General features: G+C 35.1%; 19 protein-coding genes. 3 read left to right on the forward strand and 16 right to left on the reverse strand.

Features of this window, described 5'->3' with window-relative positions:
• From KWG70_RS08095 to KWG70_RS08140, 10 genes are all read right to left on the reverse strand, one after another.
• Window positions 1–867 (reverse strand): nitrilase-related carbon-nitrogen hydrolase, encoded by an 867-nt coding sequence (locus tag KWG70_RS08095; protein ID WP_230935497.1) that lies wholly within the window; start codon window positions 865–867, stop codon window positions 1–3.
• Between the two features lie 12 nt (window positions 868–879).
• Entirely contained in the window at window positions 880–2,265 is a 1,386-nt protein-coding gene (gene hydA / locus KWG70_RS08100) for a dihydropyrimidinase (protein ID WP_230935498.1), read from the reverse strand.
• 49 nt (window positions 2,266–2,314) lie between these two features.
• Window positions 2,315–3,829: a sodium/proline symporter gene (locus KWG70_RS08105; RefSeq protein ID WP_230935499.1), complete on the reverse strand. Its 1,515-nt coding sequence runs from the start codon at window positions 3,827–3,829 to the stop codon at window positions 2,315–2,317.
• A gap of 1 nt (window position 3,830) precedes the next feature.
• A complete protein-coding gene (locus KWG70_RS08110; protein ID WP_230935500.1) occupies window positions 3,831–5,489 on the reverse strand; it encodes an NCS1 family nucleobase:cation symporter-1 in 1,659 nt (552 codons plus the stop codon).
• 19 nt (window positions 5,490–5,508) lie between these two features.
• Complete coding sequence (locus KWG70_RS08115) at window positions 5,509–7,467, reverse strand: serine hydrolase domain-containing protein (RefSeq protein WP_230935501.1); 1,959 nt, start codon at window positions 7,465–7,467, stop codon at window positions 5,509–5,511.
• A 60-nt stretch (window positions 7,468–7,527) separates the two neighbouring features.
• Window positions 7,528–8,862: an aminotransferase class III-fold pyridoxal phosphate-dependent enzyme gene (locus tag KWG70_RS08120; protein WP_230935502.1), complete on the reverse strand. Its 1,335-nt coding sequence runs from the start codon at window positions 8,860–8,862 to the stop codon at window positions 7,528–7,530.
• 53 nt (window positions 8,863–8,915) lie between these two features.
• Window positions 8,916–10,385, reverse strand: a complete 1,470-nt coding sequence (locus KWG70_RS08125; protein ID WP_230935503.1) for a CoA-acylating methylmalonate-semialdehyde dehydrogenase — start codon at window positions 10,383–10,385, stop codon at window positions 8,916–8,918.
• A gap of 224 nt (window positions 10,386–10,609) precedes the next feature.
• Window positions 10,610–11,431: a lysozyme family protein gene (locus KWG70_RS08130; protein ID WP_230935504.1), complete on the reverse strand. Its 822-nt coding sequence runs from the start codon at window positions 11,429–11,431 to the stop codon at window positions 10,610–10,612.
• Between the two features lie 100 nt (window positions 11,432–11,531).
• Entirely contained in the window at window positions 11,532–12,494 is a 963-nt protein-coding gene (locus KWG70_RS08135; protein ID WP_230935505.1) for a YheT family hydrolase, read from the reverse strand.
• A 13-nt stretch (window positions 12,495–12,507) separates the two neighbouring features.
• On the reverse strand, window positions 12,508–14,397 hold the full coding sequence (locus KWG70_RS08140) for a CocE/NonD family hydrolase (RefSeq protein ID WP_230935506.1): 1,890 nt from the start codon (window positions 14,395–14,397) through the stop codon (window positions 12,508–12,510).
• Between the two features lie 130 nt (window positions 14,398–14,527).
• Here KWG70_RS08140 and KWG70_RS08145 point away from each other — a divergent pair, with 130 nt between their 5' ends.
• Window positions 14,528–15,667 (forward strand): sodium:calcium antiporter, encoded by a 1,140-nt coding sequence (locus KWG70_RS08145; RefSeq protein ID WP_230935507.1) that lies wholly within the window; start codon window positions 14,528–14,530, stop codon window positions 15,665–15,667.
• 7 nt (window positions 15,668–15,674) lie between these two features.
• On the opposite strand, the gene KWG70_RS08150 is transcribed toward KWG70_RS08145, so the two are convergent.
• Genes KWG70_RS08150 through pabB form a run of 5 tightly spaced genes read right to left on the reverse strand, consistent with a single transcriptional unit; the run spans window position 15,675 to window position 22,614 of the window.
• The gene (locus KWG70_RS08150) at window positions 15,675–17,612 is read right to left on the reverse strand and encodes a CASTOR/POLLUX-related putative ion channel (protein ID WP_230935508.1); all 1,938 of its coding nucleotides are present in this window, start codon (window positions 17,610–17,612) and stop codon (window positions 15,675–15,677) included.
• 29 nt (window positions 17,613–17,641) lie between these two features.
• The gene (locus tag KWG70_RS08155) at window positions 17,642–18,268 is read right to left on the reverse strand and encodes a tellurite resistance TerB family protein (protein WP_230935509.1); all 627 of its coding nucleotides are present in this window, start codon (window positions 18,266–18,268) and stop codon (window positions 17,642–17,644) included.
• 57 nt (window positions 18,269–18,325) lie between these two features.
• Window positions 18,326–19,948: an adenine deaminase gene (gene ade, locus KWG70_RS08160; protein ID WP_230935510.1), complete on the reverse strand. Its 1,623-nt coding sequence runs from the start codon at window positions 19,946–19,948 to the stop codon at window positions 18,326–18,328.
• 9 nt (window positions 19,949–19,957) lie between these two features.
• Window positions 19,958–21,274 carry a tRNA lysidine(34) synthetase TilS gene (tilS, locus tag KWG70_RS08165; RefSeq protein ID WP_230935511.1) on the reverse strand — a complete coding sequence of 439 codons (1,317 nt, stop codon included), beginning with the start codon at window positions 21,272–21,274 and terminating at the stop codon, window positions 19,958–19,960.
• Between the two features lie 38 nt (window positions 21,275–21,312).
• Window positions 21,313–22,614 carry an aminodeoxychorismate synthase component I gene (pabB, locus tag KWG70_RS08170; RefSeq protein ID WP_230935512.1) on the reverse strand — a complete coding sequence of 434 codons (1,302 nt, stop codon included), beginning with the start codon at window positions 22,612–22,614 and terminating at the stop codon, window positions 21,313–21,315.
• Window positions 22,615–22,700: 86 nt separating this feature from the next.
• On the opposite strand from pabB, the gene KWG70_RS08175 reads away from it, so the two are divergent.
• A complete protein-coding gene (locus KWG70_RS08175) occupies window positions 22,701–24,068 on the forward strand; it encodes a DEAD/DEAH box helicase (protein ID WP_230935513.1) in 1,368 nt (455 codons plus the stop codon).
• Window position 24,069: 1 nt separating this feature from the next.
• A complete protein-coding gene (locus tag KWG70_RS08180) occupies window positions 24,070–24,879 on the forward strand; it encodes a S1/P1 nuclease (protein ID WP_230935514.1) in 810 nt (269 codons plus the stop codon).
• Between the two features lie 131 nt (window positions 24,880–25,010).
• On the opposite strand, the gene KWG70_RS08185 is transcribed toward KWG70_RS08180, so the two are convergent.
• A complete protein-coding gene (locus KWG70_RS08185; RefSeq protein WP_230935515.1) occupies window positions 25,011–25,838 on the reverse strand; it encodes a mechanosensitive ion channel family protein in 828 nt (275 codons plus the stop codon).
• Window positions 25,839–25,854 lie beyond the last annotated feature (16 nt).

The raw sequence follows: 25,854 nt of genomic DNA on the forward strand, positions 1-25,854 counted from the left end.
CTATAAATCTGTTAATCTACCATAAGTTTCTGGACGCCTGTCTCTAAAAAATTGCCATGTAGAGCGTACTTCTTCAATGAGATCCAAATCAAACTCGGCAACAAGCAACTCATCATCATCACGAGATGCTTCTGCAAAAATTTGTCCACGAGGATCAACGAAATATGATTGTCCGTAAAACTTTCCAAGGTTCCAAGGTTTTTCTTCACCAACACGATTAATACAGCCCATAAAATAACCATTAGCTGCGGCATGTGCTGGCTGTTCTAGCTTCCATAAATACTCACTTAAACCAGCAACTGTTGCCGAAGGATTATAAACGATCTCGGCGCCATTTAGCCCTAATGCTCTTGCGCCATCTGGAAAATGTCTGTCGTAACAGATATAAACACCAACTTTAGCGTACTTGGTTTGAAATACTGGGTATCCTAAATTTCCAGGTTTAAAGAAAAATTTCTCCCAAAATCCTGTTGTATGCGGAATATGATTTTTTCTGTATTTTCCTAAATAGGTTCCATCTGCATCAATTACTGCTGCAGTATTATACAAAACACCTGGCTGTTCCTTTTCATATATCGGAACAATAATGACCATATTATGTTTTTTAGCTAAAACTTGCATTTTCTCAGTAGTTGGACCTGGGACAGACTCGGCAGATTCGTACCATTTTCGGTCTTGGCCAGGGCAAAAATATGGTGTGTTAAAAATTTCTTGTAAACATAAAATTTGTACCCCTTGTCGTCCTGCTTCTTCTATGTAAGGAATATGTTTATCATACATAGCATCCATTATTTCTTGAATTGTTCCTTCTCCTTCAGTCATAGGAAGACTCATTTGTATCAATCCTGATTTTACTTTTCTTGGCATAATAGTTTAATTCTAAATTACTGTTTTTGATGTTTTTCCTCTCGGAATAAATTGTCCGTGACCTGCATTTAAAAGGCATTCTTCATTTTCGATAGCAACTTGACCTCTTAAAATGACAGTTTCAGTTTTTCCTGTTACTTTTTGCCCCTCATAAGCTGAGTAATCACAATTCATATGATGGGTTTCTACAGAAATAGTATGTTCTTTTTTAGGATCAAATATCACAATATCTGCATCACTGCCGATAGCAATGGTTCCTTTCCTAGGATACATTCCAAAAATTTTAGCAGCATTAGTTGAGCTCACTTCAACATATTTTGTCAAGGAGATCTTTCCTTTATGAACACCTTCTGAAAACAACAATTCCATACGGTGTTCTATTGCTGGATGCCCATTAGGTATTTTTGAAAAATCATCCTTCCCCATTTTCTTCTGTTCCCACATAAATGGGCAATGATCTGTACCGACAACTTGAACCAAGCCTTGATTTATACCAGACCATAATGCGGCTTGATCTTTCTTTTCTCTTAATGGTGGACTCATCACCCATTTAGCGCCTTCAAAGTCATTTTCATATAAAGACGCATCTAGCATTAAATATTGTGTACATGTTTCAACAAAGACTTTTTGATTACGCTGTGTCGCCTTTCTAACAGCATTTAGAGCACCTTCACAAGTCATATGGACAATATAACCAGGGCAACCAGTGTAGTTTAGCATATCTGCAAAACGGGCAGATGCCTCAGCCTCTGTGACTTCGGGTTGAGACAAATAATGATATAATGGAGATAAATTTCCAAGAGCTCTATTTTTAGCAATTAATGAATCAATCATATCACCATTAGTAGCATGTACTGTAACTAAACCACCATGTTTTTTAACAACCTTCATGAGTTGTACCATTTGACCATCATCAATCATCAAAGCACCTTTATAAGCCATAAATGTTTTAAAGGAGGAAATACCTTCCTCTTCAATCATCGCTACAACTTCTTTTGCAACATCATCATTAAAATCGGTCACAGCCATATGATATGAATAATCTCCTATTGCTTTTCCATGAGATTTCTGTTGCCAAGTCTTTAATGCATTGTGAAGTGTATCACCTTGAGTTTGCAAAATAAAATCTATAACCATAGTCGTACCTCCATGTAGCGCAGCTCGTGTTCCTGTCTCATAATCATCACTTGAATAAGTTCCCATAAATGGCATATCTAAATGCACATGAGGGTCAATACCTCCAGGAAACACAAGTTTATCAGTAGCATCAATTATCTTATCAGCTTGATAATCTAAATCTTTACCAATAGCGATAATCTTTTCAGCTTCGATATAAACATCTGCTATATAACTTTCAGAAGCTGTTACGATTTGGCCGTTTTTTATTAAAATTGACATGTCAGATATTAAATTTATAAGTTAATCAATGTCTTAAATTTACAAGTTTTTAATGAGTATCATCACTATTTAATTGACTTATTGATGTATTCTCTTCTGAAATTTTGCTCACGATTACTCCAACTATTATGGCTAACATAAATGAAGGTCCTAGTTCTCCAAGTTTTTCAAAATAAACACCTATAGTATCTAAAGAGGCAAAGCCAAATTTAAAGAGTGGAACAGACAAAAATCCTGTAATCATAGAAGCAATGGCACCTTTCTCATTGAATCTATCCCAAAAGAGCGATAAAATAATTGTCGGGCAAAACGTAGCAGCAATGCCAGACCAGCCAAAAATGACAAACCAAAATATGGTACGTTCGGGAGTTGTAACTGCAACAATCATTGCAATTAATAGTGCGAATATTGCTAATAAAAATGTAATGCCTTTAGATATTTTCGCCAGTTCTTTTTCAGTTTTATTAGGCTTAAATATTTGCTGATAAAAATCCCTAGATATGGCACTAGACGCTACAACTAATAGAGAATCGATTGTAGACATAATTGCAGATAAAACAGCTGCAATATAAATCCCAATTAATGTAAGCGGCATAATTCTTTCAACTAAAAGCGGTAGCACATTTTGCGCTCCATTACCTAAAACCACCTCAGGATCTGCATCGACAGATGTCAAAAGGTATCTACCAAAAATTCCAATAAGTACAGCACATGAATCTGTTAAGATGGTAAACACAAAAGCAACCCAACGTCCTTTTTTTATTTCTGCTGTACTTTTTATAGACATAAATCGCACAAATAATTGAGGAGATCCCATAAAGCCTAAACCAATACATAGAAACCCTAAAACTGTAAAAAGGTTTATTAAGTTAAAACCGCCTTCTCCCCAAATATTTAAAAATGAGGGATCCAAAGCTATCAAGCCTTCAGATATAGATACATTGGATGATATAGAAAAATAGGCAACTATAGGCAATCCTACTAAGCCCAAAAGCATAATTAAGCCTTGGAATAAATCAGACCAAGCAACAGCCACAAAACCTCCTGAAAAAATATAAGCTAAGACTATAAAAAAGCCTACAATTGCTCCAGTAAAATAATTCCAGCCTAGAAACGATTCGAATGCTGATCCCGTAGCATCAATTTGCGCACTCACATATATGACCACAAATAATGACAACGCGGTTGCTGCAACAATGCGCAAGGTGTTTGTTTTAGATTTAAATCGGCTTACTAAATAATCTGGGATTGTTATTGAGTTATAGCCATCAGAAAGTTTTTTGAATTTCTCAGCCATAAAAAACCAGGAGACTGTTACTCCAATAACTTCTCCCAATACGACCCAAAATGCCGAAACACCAACCATAGCACCTAAACCTGTAAGTCCTAATAACAGCCAAGCCGATTCTCCTGTAGCTCTAGCAGAAAATGCAACAACCCAAAAATTCAATTTCTTTCCGCCTACATAATAATCTTTAGTCGTCTTAATTCGTTTAGAGGCGATGTATCCAATAAAAAAGAGGATTGAAAAATAGATAAATAATATAATATACTTTGTAATCACTTTAGATCGTTTTTTTCATTAGAATACAGTACAAAACAAAAGAAATGATAAACCCAGTGAACCAAGATAATGAATACAAAAAGTTCAATGCTGGAACCCAGTATCCAATCAAAGCTGCAAATACACCAATAAACAATGCAATCATTGCTGCTTTATTAAATCCAGTCTTTTTATATGAATAAATCCCATCTTCCTTATACAGTTCGGAGAGTTTCAACCGTTTTTTTCTTACTACGTAATAGTCTGCAATCAAAATCCCTAAAACAGGCCCTAAAAGTCCACTAACAAAAATTAAGAAACCAGAAATTTCACTTAGCAACCACCAAGGCATGATAAGTATGCCAATAATTCCAGTAATCGTCCCTCCTTTTTTGAAGCTTATTTTTTTTGGCCATAGATTTGAAAATGCATTTGATGGTGCGATAACATTTGCTGCAATATTTGTACTCAAGGTTGCAATAATCATAAAAACTTGCGCAACAATTACAACTACTGGATTTTTAAACTTTGCGATTAATGACACTGGATCCCAAGGTGCGTCATCAGCAATTAGGATCTCTTTAAAATTAATGATTGCAGCGCAAGTCACGAAGATGCCAACAAAAGAGTACAACATCATTGTTGCTGGTAATCCAATAAACTGTCCTGCAATTTGGTCTTTTTGCGTTGCTGCAAAGCGTGTAATATCTGCAATACTAATTGACATTGTTGCCCAAAATCCTACCATAGCAGTTAGCCACAGTAAATAACTCCACAATTTACTTCCAGAGTTTTCTGAAATTACATTTGCAGTTACAACACTCGATAAAACATCAGTGTTCCTAAATTGCACTTGGACATTTTCAGCAGATGGAATTAGAATAGGATTTGAAGTGAATGTTTCCCAAGTTGAGCTTTTATCTGATACGATATTATACTCTGAAGCTTTTAGCGCACCTTCTTTACTTTTTAAAACATTTAAATTAAGATAAAACTTATCGTCTTTTTCGGTGATGGTAGCTGCTGTTTTTTCTAATTGTACACTTTGATCCAAAACTACTGAAAAACCTTCTGCCTTTGCATAACTCCAATAAATTAGAATCAATCCCATTATGATGAGTATTGGTGCAGAATAGGTTTCGAGCCATTTAATACTTTCTGTCCCTTTCCAAATGAAGTACATGTTAACAAACCAAAATATAGCAAAGCCTACAAACTTACCTATAGACAATCCGAGCTCACCAGTAGAACCAGTTATAGCATTGAAAATAGCATAGATAGCCAAGCCTCCTATCCAAGTTTGAACACCAAACCAGCCACACGCAATAACACCACGAGTTACCGAAGCCAAATGAACACCTTTTGTTCCAAAAGCGGCACGACCTATCACTGGGAACGGCACACCATACTTTACTCCTGCGTGCCCATTAAGCACCATTGGTATGGTAATAATTAAATTGGCTAGACCAATAATAATCAAAGCTTCATACCAATTTAATCCCGTTTTTATCATATAAGATGCTAACAGGTACGTAGGAATACATACAGCCATCCCAACCCAAATCGCAGCTAAATGCCATTTACTCCAGGTGCGTTGATTTGCAGGTACAGGAGCTAAATCATCACTATATAAAGGTGAATCGGAAACGTCTTCGTGTAATTCTACAATGTCTTTATTCATTTAGAAACAGGTATCTATTTTAGTTTTCTTTTTCAAACCAAAGATGTCTTACACGACCATTCGTAACATAAAATCCTTCTATCTTGTCTTTGGAATTTCGCTTTACCTTTATAACCACTCCTGGAACCATTTGCAATATATTTTTACCTATAAATTCTACGGGGAATTCTCCATGCCTAATATGCCTCCACTTTAAGTCATCATTTTCTAAGTAAAAACGATATTGCGTTTCTAATTCTGGGCTATAGTAAGTACCAACATAAGCTTTTTTGTCAATACTAGATGGTGAAACAGGACTAAATGCTTCCATAATTATTGGTGCGTCATCATCAATTAACACTAGCATTTCTTTTAGTGTATTGTTATTAAAAACAAACTCTGTGACAAGATCTACCTGAACATCTAACATTTTAAACTTAGACTTACCAATAGGTACAAGTTTATTTTCATTTCCAGGCGCACGTTGATACATTAGCGTATCATTTTTAATATAAATCTTTCGCGCATAACTTTCTTTATTATTCCAAAATTGTCCTTCATACTTTTTCAGTTCTTTAGAATTGTACTCTATAGCCTCAGGAAGTTTAGATTTGAATTCATTTGTTTGATTATTTGCCTCTATAAATAATTGAGATAATGCATTATTCTTTCCACCAATATTAGAGGAAGAAAAATTAGACAAAATCACAATATTCAATTTTTCCTCAGGAAATGAACTAGCCGAAGCTCTAAACCCACCAACAGCTCCATTATGCTGAATACGTTTTTTACCATTAAAGTCGTCGATAACAACTCCGAAGGCATAGTTATTTGGTTTCCCATTATTAAATGTATCAAGGGTTTCCAACATTTTAAATGCGCTTTCCCATCCTTCTTTAGGCGCATAAAAATTAGATAACCAACTTAACAACTCATTGGTATTAGAATGTACATTACCAGAACCTACATAACCCCAATATTCAACTGCGCGTACAAAAGCCTCTCCGTTATAATTATAAGACGTAGCATTATTAGGCACTATTCTATTATACTTATCTTCAGCATAAGAGTTAGTCATTCCTAAAGGATCAAATACTGACTTTTTCATCCAATCTGAAAATTTCTCACCAGTAACTTCTTCAATAATATCTGCCATAAACATATAACCTGTGTTACAATACAAATATTCATCGCCAGGTTTAAAATTTAAATCTGTTTGATACTTCATAACTCGCCTTAAATCTGCATTAGTTTTAGAGTCATCATCACGCCAACCTGCAATTCCAAAAAGCGCATGTAAACTTCTTAAACCACTTGTATGATGCAATAAATGTCTGATGGTGATTTTATGACCAAAATCTGGCAAGTCAGTTAAGTATTTGCGAATATCGTCATCAACCGACAATTTGCCCTGTTCATGAAGTAATACGATACCCATGGCAGTAAATTGTTTGGAGACAGAACCAATATTAAATAAGGTTTCTGGAGAATTTGGAATGTTGTATTCTAAGCTAGCTGCACCAAATGCCTTGGAATAAATTACTTCTCCATTTTTCATAACTCCAACAGCTCCACCTGCCGACTTTGGATTATCCCATGACGCAAATATTTCATCTATTTGACCTTCAAGTGTAGTGGGTTTTTCTTTGACCTTTTCTGTTCGTTTAAAGGTTAGTGGTAAACTATTTCCATTCTGAGTGAACGTTCCATTAATTTCTTTACCCTTCAACTCTCCATTATAAATCACTTGAAGATCGGTAACTTCAACAGTTAGTTTAGGATTCTCAAAAGACAGAGATGATACAGGAATTTCTTGATTGCTTTGATCTGGGCTCATCATTATCGCTGAATAGTTATCGGCCGATTTATTAATTGTAAGATGAATTCGCAGTGAATTTCCTGGTATTTCTAAAAGGCCATACCATTTTCCAGTAATGTCTTGAGCATTTAGCGTTGTAGTAATACATAATACAACTAAGATTTTTAAAAGTGTTTTCATGACCTATCAGATTTTAAATTAATTAGATTTAATCCGTTTTCTACCTAAGTAGAAATGTATTTAATTACAATATTCATCAGCGATAGAAATTGCTTGGGAAATAATTTTTAAGCCTTCGTCCACTTCTTCTTTGGTTACATTTAAAGGAGGCGCAATAAAAATCCAATTCCATCTCACAAATGTGAACATACCCAACTCTCTAATTTTAGAAGCCATTCTTTGTGTAGCTTCCATTTCATGAGGTTTAGCATTCCAAGGCGTAGTAGGTTCCCTGGTATTACGATTTTTAACCAGTTCTATACATCCTAAAAGCCCAGTGTTTCTAAAATCACCAATAGAAGGATGCTTTGCTTTTAATTTTTCTACTTCAGCTTCAATATATAATCCCATTTCAGCAGCACGATTAACTAAATCTTCTTCCTGTATAATTCGAATATTTTCTAGAGCAGCAGCACATAGTGTTGGATGTGCAGAGTAAGTTAGTCCTATAATCATTGGATTATCATTAAAATGCTCTGCAATTTTATCGGTCACTACAACACCACCAAGAGGTAAGTAACCAGAAGTTAAACCTTTAGCTAAACACATGATATCTGGTGTAACACCATGATGATCAATTCCGAACATTTTTCCTGTACGACCAAACCCACTCATGACCTCATCATCAATCATCATAATGCCATACTTATCACAAAGTTCACGAACATGTTTCAAATACATAGGCGGATATTTTAAGCAGCCGGAAGAACCAGACTCGCCTTCAAATAGAATAGCTGCAACACTATCTGGATTTTCAAATTGGATGACACGTTCTAGGTGAGCTAATGCACGCTCACCACATTCTTTTATTGAAGAAGAATTCCATGGACAACGATATGCATAAGGATTTTCTACATGCACCACACTTGGCATTGCTTGTCCATCTACCGGAAATCTTCTAGGATCTCCTCCAGCAGTTATTGCACCATATGTAGCGCCATGGTATGCTCTGTAATGCGTAATAATCTTGTGACGACCTGTAACCATCCGAGCTAATTTGATACCATTTTCTATAGCCTCTGCGCCTCCAAGGGTAAAAAATGTCTTAGTTAAATTTCCAGGTGTTATTTCAGCTAGTTTTTTACCCAAACGACCACGAACGTCAGTTGCCATTCCAGGGTATACATAACTAACTTGTTGCATTTGTTTTGTTACTGCTTCTGTAATTCGTTGATCACCATGACCAATATTTACATTCATTAACTGCGAGGTGAAATCTAAATATTTCTTTCCGTCTCTATCGTATACATATGAGCCTTTAGCATGAGAAGCATTTATTGGGTTCAATCCTCCTTGTTTTCCCCAAGAGAATAAAGTGTAGTCTAAATTATCCTTTACGATTTGTTTATTATTCATTAATTCAAATAATTGATTAATAGGGTTTTATATAATTTTATTTAAACAACAAATTAACTCATCCAGTTTGTTTGTGCTTCTGGATTCCACTTAGTGGTTGTCTTTTTATTTTGTGTCCAGAATTCAATTGAGCTACGTCCAGTAATATCGCCAACTCCAAATTTGGATTCATTCCATCCACCAAAAGAAAAAGGCTCTCTAGGCACCGGAACTCCAATATTAACACCAATCATTCCTGCACTTGCACGTTCCATGACTTGCTTTGCTAATCCGCCACTTTGTGTAAAAACAGCAGCGGCATTCCCATAATTGGAACCATTTTCAATTTCAATAGCTTCATCCAAATCTTTAGCACGAATAATAGAAATTACTGGTCCGAAAATTTCTTCTCGAGCTACAGACATATCTGTCGTAACATGATCTATAATAGTAGGTCCTACATAAAAGCCACCTTCTTTACCAGGAACTGTTGCGTGACGCCCATCTAATAATATCTTAGCTCCATTTCTTTCAGCTTCATCAATATAGCCTTCAATACGTTCTTTAGCCTCAGCAGTAATAACTGATCCGAGATTATCACCAGGAACAATAGCTTTTGCATCTTCAACCATACGATCAATAATATGCTGTACTTTATCCACACCTACCATTACTGATGCTGCCATACAGCGCTGACCAGCACAACCAGACATTGAAGCCACAACGTTAGACGCTGTCATTTCTGGATTGGCATCTGGTAGCACCAACAAGTGATTTTTAGCTCCACCCAAAGCCACGCATCGTTTTAAATTAGACGTAGCGCGTTTGTAAACAATTTTGGCTACTTTGGTGGATCCAACAAAAGAAACGGCCTCTATTAAAGGGTGATCACAAATGGCTTCAACAACTTCTTTACCTCCATTGACAATATTAAACACACCATCGGGAAGACCTGCCTCCTTAAGAAGCTCGGCCATACGAACAGTGCTTAATGGCACCATTTCTGATGGCTTCATAACCATCGTGTTTCCCAAAACTAAAGCGTTAGGAAGTGTCCAATGCGGTACCATATTTGGAAAATTAAAAGGCGTAATAGAGGCAACAACGCCTAGAGGTTTACGTTCAATTCGACACTCTACACCTTTACTGACTTCCTGAACTTCATTAACAACAATTTGCGGCATAGATACGGCAAACTCACAAAGCTCCATGCTTTTTTCGACTTCAGCTTTGGCCTCGCCATATGTTTTCCCGTTTTCAAGTTGCACTAAGTTGGTAAGCTCCTCCATGTTTTGTTCTAATAGATTTCGATATCTAAAGAATATTTGAACCCGCTCTTTAAAGGTCATTTCTGACCAACCTGGAAATGCTTTTTTTGCCGCTTGAACAGCAGCATCAACATCTTGGGTTGTAGATAATGGAATTGAAGAAATTTTACGACCATCTAACGGACTTAAAACATCCATTGTATGTTGCTCATTTCTTTCAAATTTTCCATTTATATAATTTTTTACTTCGGAAAGTGTATCACTAACATTCATCATCAGCTTATCAGATTAATTTCATTAATATTTGAACAAAAAATAAGAATGCTATAAAAACCCCACACGCTATTAAGGATTTCTAATCACACTCTAATCAAATATATGAAATATATATTGAAATATACCTTTTAATGAACTATCAATAATAATTTAAAATTTATATTGAATAATTATTAATTAAAGCTTGATTTTTAAGATTACAATAAAACGTTTTTGGTTTTATATTATGAGATTACACTATCAATGATCGATTCTAAATCGTGATCATCGTCGAGACCATTTAACCATGTAGTGGTTTCTTGATGCATGACAAAAGAATTAAGAGCCTGACTTACACCATGCTTATTATCAGTTGGTAAGTTTTCAACCACCGTTTCTAAGTTTTCTAAGAGTTGTAATGGCGACACCTTTTCTTCACTTAGCTTAAAAGCTATCTTACCAGTAAGGTCTAGAAATTTCAGATAGTTAACCTTAGTCGTTATTGGCGAACTCACTCCTAACCTATCAAATACTTCTCTTGTAGCTGCTCTTGTTTGTGGTCCCGAAATACCATCAACAATAATTGATTTTCCGTAGATATATTTTAAAACCATTTGTAAATACAAGGTTTCAGATTTTGACGATTCGTTATAGTCTACATTTACGCTCGTATCAAAATGCCAATGATCAGCATGATTCGGATACAAGTAATTGAGTACTATTCCGAAGTGTTTCCGCAAATAAGACTCTATACCTAAATACAGCTCTTTATGGTGAATAAAATTATTGGTAATCAATGTATGATTGTCCCAAAAAACAGCATCCAAATCAAATGCTTTTCCTAAACCATGATGACCTGGCTTGTTTACTAAAATTCCAGCACAAGTAATTACATTTGGCTTTCCTAATGGGCAATTTGTGAAGACCTCATCAAAAGCAGTATTTAAAATTTCAAAGAAACCCTCTTCTACTTTAAAGTCTTGTGGTCTTCCAATAGTTCCGTAAGGGTGTTGTGGTAATCTCGCATAATGCAAGGCAATACCATTAATAGCATTAATAGTTTTCATAACAAATGATTTAAAAGATTAATTATCTACTAATTAGTATTGTAAGGGAGAACTTAAATTTACGAAAAAGTTTTTAGGTTCAGGTTATGCAACCATTTTTTTAGATGGATTGAGTTACAAACTCTAAAGCCCGTTTTTCGTTGTAATAGACATTTCCGCCTAGAATAAACCCAACATGTCCTCCATACTTTGGCATTTCTAAATAGAGATGTTCATTGGCTTTGGCCTCTTTGACAGGGAAACATTCATGGGATAGAAAGGAATCGTTAAGCGCATTGATAAGTAATGTTGGTGTTTTAATAGTTTTTAAAAACTGAAGACTACTACATTTTTCATAATAATCAAGCGCGTTTTTAAATCCGTGAGCTTTCGACGTATATACTTCATCAAAATCTCTCAGGGTTTTAATAGAACGTATCTCTTCTTCAGAAATATGATTAGGAAATGTCTTAATCTTCTTTTTAAGTTTGTCTACCAAATGCTTTCTAAATCTGATAGCAAAAGCTTTATTTTTTAGCGTATGTAACGCTCTAGCCGAACCTGTAAGATGCACAGGAACAGATATCGCTATTGCACTTTTAACCTCCTTGGGAATTAGTCGATCCTCTCCTAAATATTTGAGCGTGATATTTCCACCTAAACTAATACCTTTAATATATATCTTGGAATATCCTTTTTTCTTAATACAATACTGAACCACATCATCCAGGTCATTTGTTGCTCCAGAATGATAACTATTATAAAACCGGTTATCTTCTCCGCTACACCCTCTAAAATTAACCGAAGCCGCATCAATCCCATGCTCGTTGAATAGTTTAGCCGTTCCAGTAATATAAGGTCGTTGTGCATGACCTTCTAAGCCATGAAGTAAGACTACTACTTCTTTTGATGATTTTTCGGCATAACTCCAATCAATATCCAAAAAATCTTGGTCGCGGGTTTCTATGCGTTCGCGTTTTTGTTTTAGCCCATTTACTTTTCGAAATAAACCTGAATATACTGTAGCTATGAATCCGTTTCTAAACCAAAACGGCACCTTATAGGTCGATTCTACTATAGGCATGCAGTTTGATCTATTATTTTAAAACGGTGAATTCAATTGACGAATCGTTATATACTTTATGCGTTTGCGTTTTAAAATCTTCTTCCTTTGCCTGAAAAATATTGTCGACATAGGTTTGCGGATTAGCATCTATATAAGGAAAAAATGTACTTTGAACTTGCACTTGTATTTTATGTCCTTTTTTAAAGGTATGAAACACGTCCTGCAGCTCAATATTCACAGCTGTTTTTTGATTAGGAACGAAAGGTTCTGGGGTACTCATACTGTTTCTAAAACGACCACGCATGGTTTCACTTCTCACCATCAAGTGATAATTACTCAGCTTCAGATGGTCTTGAACATCCTCATTATCATCAGGTGTTTCCATATCTGATGGATACACATCGATTACTTTTACAATCCAATCTGCAGCAGTACCAGTTGTAGACACATTAAGCTTAGCCAAAATATCTCCAGCTAAGGTGATATCATTTTCTAAAATTTCAGTTTCAAATACCAATACATCTGGGCGCCTAGCTGCAAAACGCTGATCATCTGTCATAAACTTACGTGGTGTAAAGACGACTTTTATATCTTCGGTGTAAGGGACTGGTTTTTTGGGGTCACTCACAAAATCTGATGTTGCTATCCTACGATTTGCTTGTTGTGTTAATCGTTCATAAGGCTGCATAAAATAACTTTCCTTTGTTGTATTCTCTGGCGGCCAAGTATCAAAACTCGCCCATTCTTTTTTACCTGTATCAAACATATGTGCCTCTGGCAAGTCTACATTTTCACTTGCATCTCCTTTAAGAAAATGATTAAAGAAAGGCGTTTCTATGTCCTTCTGGAAATAATCTGAAAGGTTATCTCCAAAATGAATATTACCAATCACTTGTCGTTCTTTTGTTCTAGCCCAATCACCATGACTCCATGGTCCAAATACAACAGAATTGAAATTGTCACTATTTTCCTCAATACTCGAATAGGTATTAAATGGGCCATATAGATCTTCAGCATCAAACAAACCTCCTACAATAAGTGTGGCTGGTTTAATATCTTTTAAATGTTGAATAATCCCTCTACTCTGCCAAAATTCATCATAGTTAGGATGCGTTTTTATTTGTTCATAAAATACATTGTCTTCATCATAATATGTATCAAGATTACTTAAAGGTCCAGCATCTAAAAAGAACTGATATTGATCTTCAGTTCCAATATCTGGGAACTCATACCAAGCTTCCTTTGTTGGAGTATCTTTCATATAACCAAAAACAGAGGTTGCTCTCCAATAACTCAATAAAAAAGCACCATTATGAATAAAATCATCAAAATAAAAATCACCAATACAGGCTTGAGGAGATGATGCTTTTAACGCTGGGTGTCCAGACAGAACAGAATATGTCGCATAAAACCCAGGATATGAAATACCGTAAGTACCAACATTTCCGTTGTTGTTATCTACATTATTAATTAACCATTCTATGGTATCATAAGTATCACTAGCTTCATCTGTCTGGTTTCCAGTTTTATTTGGAATAAATGCTCTCATGTTATCATAAACTCCTTCACTATTCCAGCGACCACGTACATCTTGGTAGACCATTATATTGCCCTCTTCCATAAGATATTTATTTGGTCCTACTTTTTTACTGAATTTATCTTCTCCGTAAGGTCGGCAACTATATGGTGTGCGTTTCAAAAGAATTGGATACGCTTTGGATGTGTCCTTAGGAGAATAGATAGTCGTATGGAGTTTGATTCCATCACGCATTTCTATCATGACCTCTTTTTTAGTGTAGTTATCTTTCGAATACGTATCTTCTACTTCTGTGGTTTCCGATCCCTCTACAACAGGTGTTTCGGTACGCTTACAATTAGTGAATGCAATAGCTATTAAGGCAAGGATAATTAGTCTTTTCATTATAGTTGGAAATTTTTAAAGCTTAAAGATAATCTATTCTAAATTTATTAGAACACTAATTTATGATTAGATGATTCAAAAAAAAGCATATGTCGATTAATAGTTTAAATTTGCCAAATAATTTCAATCTATGGCAATTCTCTCTTCTCTTGGTTTAATACTCATCACTTGTCTTGTTATATGGCGTGCATGTGACGGTTTTGAAATGGCTTCTAACTATTTAGGAAGGCATATGAAAGATGGTATTAAAGGCGCGACAATCAATGCCATTGGAAGTAGTCTGCCAGAATTGTTCACCACTATATTTTTTCTATTTGTATTGAAAGACAAAGATGGATTTTCTGGAGGTATTGGAACCACTGCAGGAAGTGCCGTTTTTAATGCCATGATTATACCTGCAGTTGTAATTATAGTTGTTATTGGCAAAGGGATTTCTTCAAACATTGAAATCTCCCGAAAAGTAATTTTACGAGATGGTATAGCTTTGATCCTTGCTGAATTAGCGTTAATTTTTGTCATAACAGGCACAACTCTTAATTGGACTCACGGACTAGTTTTAATGCTTCTGTATATAGCTTATGTGAGTTATATGCTCTTAAGCCAAGGTGCAGGAGATGTTGAGAATGAGTATGAAGATGAAGCCGATGGTGGCAATAGAACGGTAGCACTGTTTAAAGGTGATCTTGCCACAGCTATACTTGGTGATTCTAAAATTAATACAACTAAAGCTGTTTCATTATTAATCGTCTCCGTTTTTTTTATAGGAATAGCTTGCTTCTGGTTGGTTGAGGCTTGTGAGCAATTTGGGACTGCAATTGGAATGCCTATCTATTTTGTATCAGTAGTATTAGCCTCTGCGGCAACTAGCGTACCAGACACTATAATTTCTTATAAAGATGCCATGAAAGGGAATTATGACGATGCAGTTGCCAATGCCTTAGGCAGTAATATTTTTGATGTTTGCTTTGCTTTAGGCTTTCCTCTTTTTCTATTCACACTTATTTACGGTCCGATAGAAATGAGTCCTGAAACCATAGAAAATGTAGGACAGTTACGTATCCTATTACTAATTTTAACGGTAGTCGTATTCTTAATTTTCGTCTTCGCAAAAAAAGGGGTAAAACGCTCTCACGCCAAACTATTGATCACACTATATTTTGTATTTGTAGCATATTCTATAGGAAAAGGGATCAACTATGATTTGCCAGTTATTAGAGAAATTTCAGCATTCCTATCTGCTATATCACATTGGCTGACTTCATTTTTCTAGATACTAGCTACAATTCGTCTTCACTTAATACAATGAGAAAGTCATTTTCATTGAGCTCTATCTCCATATTTTTATCTGGATTTAAAGTAATTCCAAAGTTATCGTCAAGAGATTTACACTGATGCCCTTTCCTTATACCTAAACACACTTCATCTCGTTGCTGGGCACAAAATATAGCATCTACAAATTTGATATTCTGCGGAAAGGTATCAAAATATAAACTCGCAGGTTTTACATAAATCTCGCTGCCATCTTCTGAAAAGATATCATCGTAAAATGTCTTCATCAAAGACTCTTCACTAAGTTGTGCTAAAATCATAGTAATCAACTTATTACTAATGATGAAATCATCTACATTCGTTTGGGTTATGATTTCTTGATTTTCTGAATTTAATACTTGGGTTATAATATGTAAGCCATCCTCTTCGCTCACTACTTTTCTTAATAATAGCAAAATAATTAGTGTATCAGAATCAATTTTATCAGCAGACTGTTCTTCAACACTTTGTGATAAAATAACAATGGTATCATAGCTTCCTGGATTTATAGTCTCCAGATTTTCAAGATCTAAAGGATTAGAATCATGAAGCGAAATATTAAAATCTGAAAATTCTGAAGCGATGTCATCTATAGCTTCTTTTAATTCTTCTGTAGGTGCATTGAACATGATGTCAAAATCTGAACCCTCTAACAAATAATCGGTAGCTTCTTCAATGAACACTTCAGCAACCTTGTGCCAACCTAAAATGAGAATACGTTTCTTGACTTGATCCAAACGCTTATCTATAATTCTTTTCTCTTTATCAGGAAAGTAATATTGCTTGTTTTCATAAGCTATTGTAGAATCGTCTTCTGCCAAAATAACAACACTATCACCATCTTTTACAATAGTATCTTTTGCTGGTCTCAAGACTAAACCATCGTCTTCAGAATAAATTCCGAGAGGAATCCCATCTTTTAGATAATAGCTTAATTCGCTAAATAAAACATTATTCCAGTTATCTTCATAAAAATACACTTCACAACCATCAAAGGATAAAATTTCTTTATAGACAGTATCCAAACCACTAGTTAAAGAGGTTTGAATAAGCAGTTTACCCATAATATTCCAACTATCAATCGCAATGATATTATCATCCTCAAAAAAGCTTATGATGTCTCTTTTTTCTTTAGTAAATATTTCGGCGATAATTGGTAATTCATTGCTTCCATTTTGACAGGCAGTTATAGCCAATATCGATTTCACTGATTGCACATCACTAGCTACTTTTTTATCGTTAGTAGCACTTTCAGAACAATTCGCTAAAATAATAATAGACCTCGCTTGCTCTAAATTGATACGTTTCAACTCATTAATATTAGCGTAATCACCTTGCGTTGTAATCACTTCTGTTGTCATCATGTCGGGAAGACGTTTAGTGATTAGATTATCCATGGTCTCTTTATCTTCGCGAGACAAAATAACCACTGACGCTTTAGATTCACTCTCATTAGCCAAAATAAGTTCTCTAATTACATCTACCACACGCTCATTCCAACCTAAAATTATCGTGTGGTTGTTTTCTATAACCTTTCCTCTACCCTTTCTGAAATCATACAGCATTGTATCTAAAGCAGTGGTAATAAAACCAATTAGCATGGAGAGCAAAATAACACCTGTTAATCCTGAAAGTACTGTTAATACCTTTAGGTACGTTGGCGCCTCATTATCTTGATTCATATTACCTGGATCGGTCATCTCAAGGAAGGTTACCCATATATCTCTAAAAATATTACCTGTATAATTTAAACTTGGAAATATATTGATAAGTAATAGACGTAGCCCAACAAGCACAATAAACACGATAATGAAAATTATGAGCAAGCTTTTAAATATAGACGAACCGCCTTTACTTAAAAAACGTTCTGCCCTATAGTTCAAACGTTCTCTAAACGAATTTTTCATAAATAGTGGTTAGTTAGTTTAATAGAAGATTAGTTGAGTTGCTCGACAAATTCTGCCATAATGCCTTTAATGTGAGCTGATGACATTTCCATGATAGTTCCCATGTCTAGAATCATTTTTCGTTCTGACTCATCAAAATGACCATCAGAATAAGCCACATCAAGCGCACACTTAATTAAAAGTTCTTTTCCATGCTCATTTAAAGCAGGACCAACATGTTTTAAATAGGTAGATATGTCACTACTATCTGCCTGAACTTCTTTGATATAATCATCTAATTGAAATGACGACATATCATTATGACCATATTTATTGATAATAGCTAAAACAGCTACTTTTTCATTGTTATCGATTACGCCATCTGCCAGCATGATTTTTACCATAACATGTCTAATAGCCTGCTCATACATAGCCATAAATGCAGCTTTATCTGTAGATTTAGAAGTGTCTAGAACACGAGTAATGAACGTTCCTTTACAATGATTGCATTCTACATATTCTCCTTTATTACCTAAAGGAATTAACGGGATAAAATACAATGTAAAAAATTGGGTGACTTTTCTGTGTCTGTAGCCTCTATCAGCTTCACATTGTGGACAATTAAAACTTCCAGTAGCTTTAGTAGAACGAACTCCGCGTGTTCCAAATATGATCATAAGTTAGGTTTTTAGGTAAAAGTTAGATGTTAAATATAATAATCTTAATTAAAATATCTAAACTTCTAAACTTACAAACTTAAAATCCTTACCATTAAATAATCCTTTATCACTTAGTTTTAATGAGGGAATAACCAATAAGGCCATAAAAGACAATGTCATGTATGGCGCATTTAGAGAGCTCCCTAAAACTTTCGCCATGCGATCCAAAATCGCATAATCTTTCCCAATTGTTTGACCGTCTTGATCACTCATTATTCCTGCTACAGGAAGTGGTACGATATGTTCTTCAGAATTGGAAACCGCACAAATTCCTCCTTTATGTGCTATGATAAGATTCACGGCCTTACATATCATATCGTCTGAGACACCAACGGCAATGATGTTATGTGAATCATGACCTACAGAAGATGCTATAGCGCCTTCTTTTAATCCGAAATTTTTAATAAATGCTAAAGCGGGTTTATCATTGTTATAACGATTAACAACGGTCATTTTCAAAATATCTTGGTCTATATTAGACACTAGATTGCCATCTTCGATTGTAGTAGATGTTATCAATTCATTGGTAACTAATTGTCCTTCTTGCGCTTCGATAACTCGTATTTGTTTTGCTTCGGAAGACACTCTAAAATCTGAAGATTTCTTTGATAGAGTATTGAAGTTATTAAGGACTTCAAAAGGCACCGACTCTAAATTTGACATCCCATTTTCACTTACCAGTTGCCCATCAATATAGGTTTTCAGGACTTTAAACTCTTTTAGGTCTTCAACAATAATACAGTCGGCTTGATCACCAGCTTCTAATAAACCAACATCAAGACCATAATGCTCAACAGGATTGACACAAGCCACTTGCAATACCTTAAACACATCTATACCATAGGCAACAGCTCTTGCGCAAAGTTTATTAATATGGTCGACGATGAGATCATCTGGATGTTTATCATCGCTGCAAAACATCATTCGTTCATAATGATCTGGCAACAGATCTATCAAAGCATTAAAGTTTTTAGCTGCACTACCCTCTCTAATTAAGACCTTCATTCCTTTTTGGAGTTTCTCTAGACCTTCTTCGTAAGTAAAACATTCATGATCGGTAGAGATACCAGCATTGATATATTTGGTAATATCATCGCCTACCACACCAGGCGCATGACCATCTATTGGTTTTTTATAATGTTTAGCCCAAGCTAATTTTTTAAGTACTTCTTGATCATCGTAAATAACACCAGGATAATTCATCATTTCGGCTAGATACTTAATATCCGGATTAGCCATAAGTTGCTTGATTCCATCAGAATCTATAACAGCACCAGCCGATTCAAAAGAGGTAGCAGGAACACAAGAAGGCGCTCCAAAATTAAACTTGAATGGTGTCTTCTTGCCGTTGTCAATCATAAAATTCACACCTTCAATACCGAGAACATTAGCAATTTCATGTGGGTCAGAAACTGTAGCAACTGTTCCATGATTTACTGCCAAACGCGCAAACTCACTAGGGACCAACATCGAGCTTTCAATATGAATATGTGCATCAACAAAGCCCGGAAGAATGTACTGTTCATTTTGGTGTTCTTTTTCCACTATGGATGTAATTTTCCCTTCAGAAATAGACACTTCTCCTTTAAAAATTCGGTTGTTCTTTATATCGACTATCTGCCCTTGTAGATTTTTCATTTGAATCTTTTAATCTAAATCCATAGTAATTTTTAAAATACGTCTTGTTTGGTCTGTCACTTTGAAACGACTGTCGGCACGCATTCCTACAATCCAAACAATAGCATTGTCAGAGCATAGCAACCAAGTATTTTCTTTATCTACCAAAGACAGTTTTTCATCTTTGAAGTACTTACTAAGTTTCTTCTTGCCTGTCATTCCTAAAGGATAGAACGTATCCCCTTCTTCCCAGTGACGTAATACTAAAGGGAATTTCAACACATCCTTATCAACAAAAATAGACATATCTGTTGGTTTGCTTACTGCATCTACATCATCAAATGATAGCATTCCCATCGGAGTTTGAAAACTCAAATCATCTTCATGGATTGACAAGGACTGCTCATTTTCAGAAGGTAATTCTGTTAAAATAAGATGCACTCTATCTTTTATGAGTCGGTGCGTTTTAGAGCGCACTTGCTTCCCTGATTGGGCATCTAATAAGTGAACGATGTCACTCCATTCTGTAAATCCGTAATCTTTGAACATCTCATACATATAGGCTTTAGGATTATTTACCTTTTTAAATTCTGAAATTTTAAAGGCTATCTGCTGTTCATTAATAGTGTCAATAGCTCTTTTTGCAACTGCATTAAGGCTTTCATCAACAATATCGGCTGTATCGTTTAAGTTCTCTAAGGTTTGTTTGAAATTGGCTAGTAATTCTGGATTCACTTCTTTTAAAACTGGAATTACATGATGACGCAGCTTATTTCTAAGGTATTTATCTGACGCATTGCTACTATCTTCCCGCCATTCATAATTATTGAGGTTAGCATAGCCTTCTATATCTTCTCTAGAAAACGGAAGCAATGGTCTTACAATGATATCATTTATTTCAGGAATTCCTGTTAACCCACTTAAGCCCGTGACTCTGGTGAGGTTGATTAAAAATGTCTCGAGATTATCATCAGCATGGTGTGCTGTGAGAATATAATCGAATTTGAGATCTTCAGCTAGATTATAGAACCAATCATAACGCAATTCTCGAGCTGCCATTTGAGTAGACAATTTTTGCTGCTTAGCATAGGCTTCTGTATTAAAATGTTGTGTAAATATCTCTAGGCCTAATTGCTCGGCCAAGTTAACTACAAAAGTTTCATCTGCATCACTTTCGATCCCGCGTAAATTAAAATTACAGTGCGCTAATGCAACATTTAACTTAAGCTGATGACATAGATGAGTTAACACGACGCTATCTAATCCTCCAGAAATCGCAATTAGGAGTTTAGCTTCATTAAGAAACGGAAGGCTTTTATTAATATGACTATTAAAACTGTGTAACATCCACCCAAAGGTATATTTTTAACAACTAACACAAAACTTTAGTTCTCCAAAACTTCACGCATCGCTTTTGCCTTAACCAAACACTCCTCATATTCTTTTAAAGGATCACTCTTAGCAGTTATTGCACCTCCTACCGAATAAGATACATAGTTATTGGTTGCATTATATAAAATACTACGTATCACGACATTAAAATCGAAATCATCATTAGGAGAAAAATAACCCAGAGCTCCAGAGTATAGTCCGCGTTTGGTTTCTTCTAAATCTTCTATAATTTTCATAGCCGAAATTTTCGGAGCACCAGTCATACTTCCCATTGGGAATGTGGTCTTGATAACATCTACAGGATGTGTACTCCCATTTACATTTGAGGTTATTGTAGAGATCATTTGATGCACCTGATCAAACGTATATACTTTGCACAGCTCCTCAACAACAACACTCCCTTTTGTGGCTGTTTTTGATAGATCGTTCCGTACCAAATCTACAATCATCACATTTTCGCTACGTTCCTTTGTATCTTCGGAAAGTTGCTGCTTCAGACGTTTGTCTTCACTTTTATCTATTGAGCGTTTAGCAGTACCTTTGATAGGTTGCGATGTTATTTTTGAACCCTCTTTCTTGATGTAGCGTTCAGGCGAAGCCGACAATAAATATTTATCATACACTTTTAAAAACGTGGCAAAAGGGGGTTTTGAAATCGTGTTGAGTTTATGATAGGTTTCTATAGGATTAATTATCGTATTTTCAGCATAAAACTCTTGACAAAAATTAGCTTCGTAAATATCACCTCTGTGAATATGAGCTAACATAGCATTGATTTTTTTAAAGTAGTCGTCTTTGTGTATCCTGAGTTTTATCTTAACATGATGGTCTTCTAAGACCTCAGTGCTATCATTAACATGAGTCTCAGCTTCGATGTTCTTGAAATCTTGATCTCGTTCGTCTGCAACAACATTAAGATAGCGTGTTTCTAGGGTATTTCCTTTTAGAAAAAACAGTTTTTTGGGTTGAAAAAAAAACAACTCTGGGAACTGCAAACCATCAAAATTTTGCGACGTTAGTTGCTCTACATCATTCTTTAAATCATAGGAGAAATATCCAAAAATCCAATCGTTAACAGAAGACTGATACTCTTTAAACTGATTGAATGCATCATAATAATCAGTTTGAAAAACGGTTAATGCTTCTACTGCTAAAACCGCATCATAACTGGTGTATGTTTGATGATAATCATTACTGTCCAACCAAACGACTTCATCAAATTGCTGACTCCAATTTAGGAGTTTTGCTTTGAATAATTCTGGATTTGAAATATGTTGTTTAGTGTGCGTTCTCAACTGAAAAATTTAGTGTAACAAATAACCGAATTAAAGCTGTGATTAACAAGTCTGTTTTTTCAAAGTAAAAAATTTACCTTTGCCAGATGGAACAGCAAATTTCTTTTACCGATTTAAACTTGAACACACCATTGTACAATGCTTTGGATGACTTAGGTTTTGAAACCCCTACGCCAATACAGGCACAAGCATTTAATGTCGTTGCTTCTGGTAAAGATGTGGTTGGTATTGCACAGACTGGAACTGGTAAGACATTTGCTTATATGTTACCTATTCTACGTCACCTCAAATACTCTACTCAAGATCATCCTCGTGTTTTAATTTTGGTTCCTACTCGAGAATTGGTCGTTCAAGTCGTTGATGAAATCGAAAAGTTAGCAGCTTATATCAATGTACGAGTGTTAGGTGTGTTTGGAGGCACCAATATCAATACACAAAAGCAGGCTGTTGCTCAAGGTCAAGATATCATAGTCGCGACACCAGGACGCTTATTTGATTTAGCGGTAAGTCGTGTTTTACAATTAAAATCCATACAAAAATTAGTGATTGATGAAGTAGATGTAATGTTAGACTTAGGTTTTAGACATCAGCTTCTAAATATTTTTGATGTATTACCAGAACGTCGCCAAAACATTATGTTTTCTGCAACAATGACTGAAGATGTCGATGAGTTAATTAGTGATTTTTTCATAAAACCACAACGTGTTACAGTAGCAGTTTCGGGAACACCACTTCATAATATAGAACAGCAACGTTATAATGTGACTAACTTTTATACTAAGGTTAACTTACTAGATTATTTATTACATGATTATGACACCTATGATAAAGTATTAATTTTTGTTGCCTACAAGAAATTAGCTGATATGCTTTTTGATCAACTGGAAGAGCGTTTTCCAAATCAATCCTGTGTGATTCATTCTAATAAAACACAAAATTACAGGTTGAGAAGTATAGAACAATTTCGATCGGGAGAGCATCGTGTTTTAATTGCAACTGATGTCATGGCTCGTGGTTTAGATATTGAAAACATTAGTCACGTCATTAATTTTGATACGCCAAAGTATCCTGAAAACTACATGCATCGTATTGGTAGAACTGGTCGTGCAGAGCAGCAAGGTCATGCGCTAACTTTTTCTACTGAAAAAGAACAAGAAGCCATAGAGACTATTGAAAGTTACATGGACAAAACAATTACGCTTCTTGATTTCCCTGAAACTGTAGAGGTTTCTAAACAGCTTATTGAAGAAGAGCGTCCACAAATTAGAGAACGTAATAATCCAACAAAACGCAGAAAAGATGAAGATGCTCCAGGACCAGCTTTTCACGAGAAAAAAGATAAAAACAAAAAAGAAAATCTAGGTGGTTCGTATAAGTTTAAAATTGCAGCAAAATATAAGAAACCTAAAACTAGAGGCGACAAAAATTACAACAAACGAAATAAGCGTAAATAGTATGGTTTTCAGTAACACTCAATTCAGTACACTAAAAATACAGTTTCTTACCTTCCTTTTTTTAATATCGACATTTGCGTTACAAGCAACAACACCTCCTGCTTGGGGAAAGACAGGTCACCGCGTAGTTGGTGCTATTGCTGATGATTATTTGAAAGGGCGAACCAAACGAAAATTAAAAAAATTACTCAATCATAAATCATTAGCGCTTATATCGACCTTTGCAGATGAGATAAAAGTTGATGAACGTTATAAAAAATTCTACACATGGCATTTTTTGAATATGCCTTTGGATGGCACCTATGAAACATCTGAAAAAAATCCAGAAGGTGATCTCGTAACAGGAATAGCGTATTGTAAAAAAATAATTACTGATAAAACCTCTACAGATGATGATAAAGCATTTTATTTAAAAATGCTCATTCATCTTGTTGGAGACTTACATCAACCTATGCATTTAGGACTACTAGAAGATCGTGGTGGGAATGATTTCAACGTGCAATGGCAATACAAAGATTCTAATTTACATCGCGTTTGGGATACCCAAATGATTGAATCCTATGGCATGAGTTTTTCTGAACTTGCCGATAATGCAGACCATCTTTCTAAATCTGAAATAAAGCGTATTAGAAAAGGAACTGTCTTAGATTGGATTGCAGAAACACATCAATTAACTAAAGAAGTATATGCTTCGGCTAAAAAAGGAGAAAAGCTTCGTAATTCCTATTCTTACAAATATTTAAATGTTGCAAGACAACAAATGCAAAAGGCTGGTATACGTTTAGCTGAACTATTGAATACCATTCTTTAGACACACTTATAATAGAAAACATTAAGGTAATGTGGCAAAAAAATCCCTTTTCAAATTAATGAAAAGGGACCATAGAAAGCCTGGTAGACTAGATCATGTAATTGACATAATTAATCTATAACCCTAGATATCTAGTCTACAACCTTAATGTGGCTCTCCACGATATCTTTAACAGGGACTACAAGCTTTCCTTCTGAGTTCTTCAACACTACTGAAATGTTTTCAATAGCATCAATTTCATATACTTTATTTTGAAACTCTATCTTTTTTCCAACTTCAAATGTTTTTCTAGTGTAAAATGTTTTTAATAAGCTCCCAACTACTTCTTTGGCTCCAAAACCAAAAGCCAATGCAAAAGCAGCCAAAAACGCCCCAAGTATTAATGTTAAGTTACTTGTAATAATATCTGTATTAACACCTGCTTGATTTAATGCTGTAATGGAGATAAAGATGAGCAATAGAAAAAACACCAACTGACTTAGCATCTTACCACCAGACAAGTCCATAGACTCGAATAATGATTTCAATCCTTTTTTGACAAAATTTGCAAAAAGTAAGCCAAGGATAAAAATCACAAGACCAACAAATAATTGAGGCAAATAGCTTAAAAAGTCACTTATCTTTTCTGATAAAATTTTAAGGTTCAATATGTCGGACACCATGATTAATAACATGATATAAATGATCCATTTCACAAAAGAAGAAACGACCTTAATCGTATCAAATTTAAGCTGCTTACCTTCAACGATTTCAATCTCATTAAGCATATCATCAAGTTTATTAGCCTTAGCCAATTTTAAAGCTTTTCTAATGATTTTAACAACCAATTTAGAAAACAACCATCCAAATATTAGTACAACTAAAGCACCAATAATACTCGGGAAAATCTTGGTAATCTCTAACCACATTGTTGTTAGTGATTCCATCGCAATATCTTTATATTCTGTTATTTTGTCCATGATTTATTAAATATTT

Origin of the sequence: Psychroserpens luteolus (assembly GCF_021032705.1) — a bacterium.
GTDB lineage: Bacteria > Bacteroidota > Bacteroidia > Flavobacteriales > Flavobacteriaceae > Psychroserpens > Psychroserpens luteolus.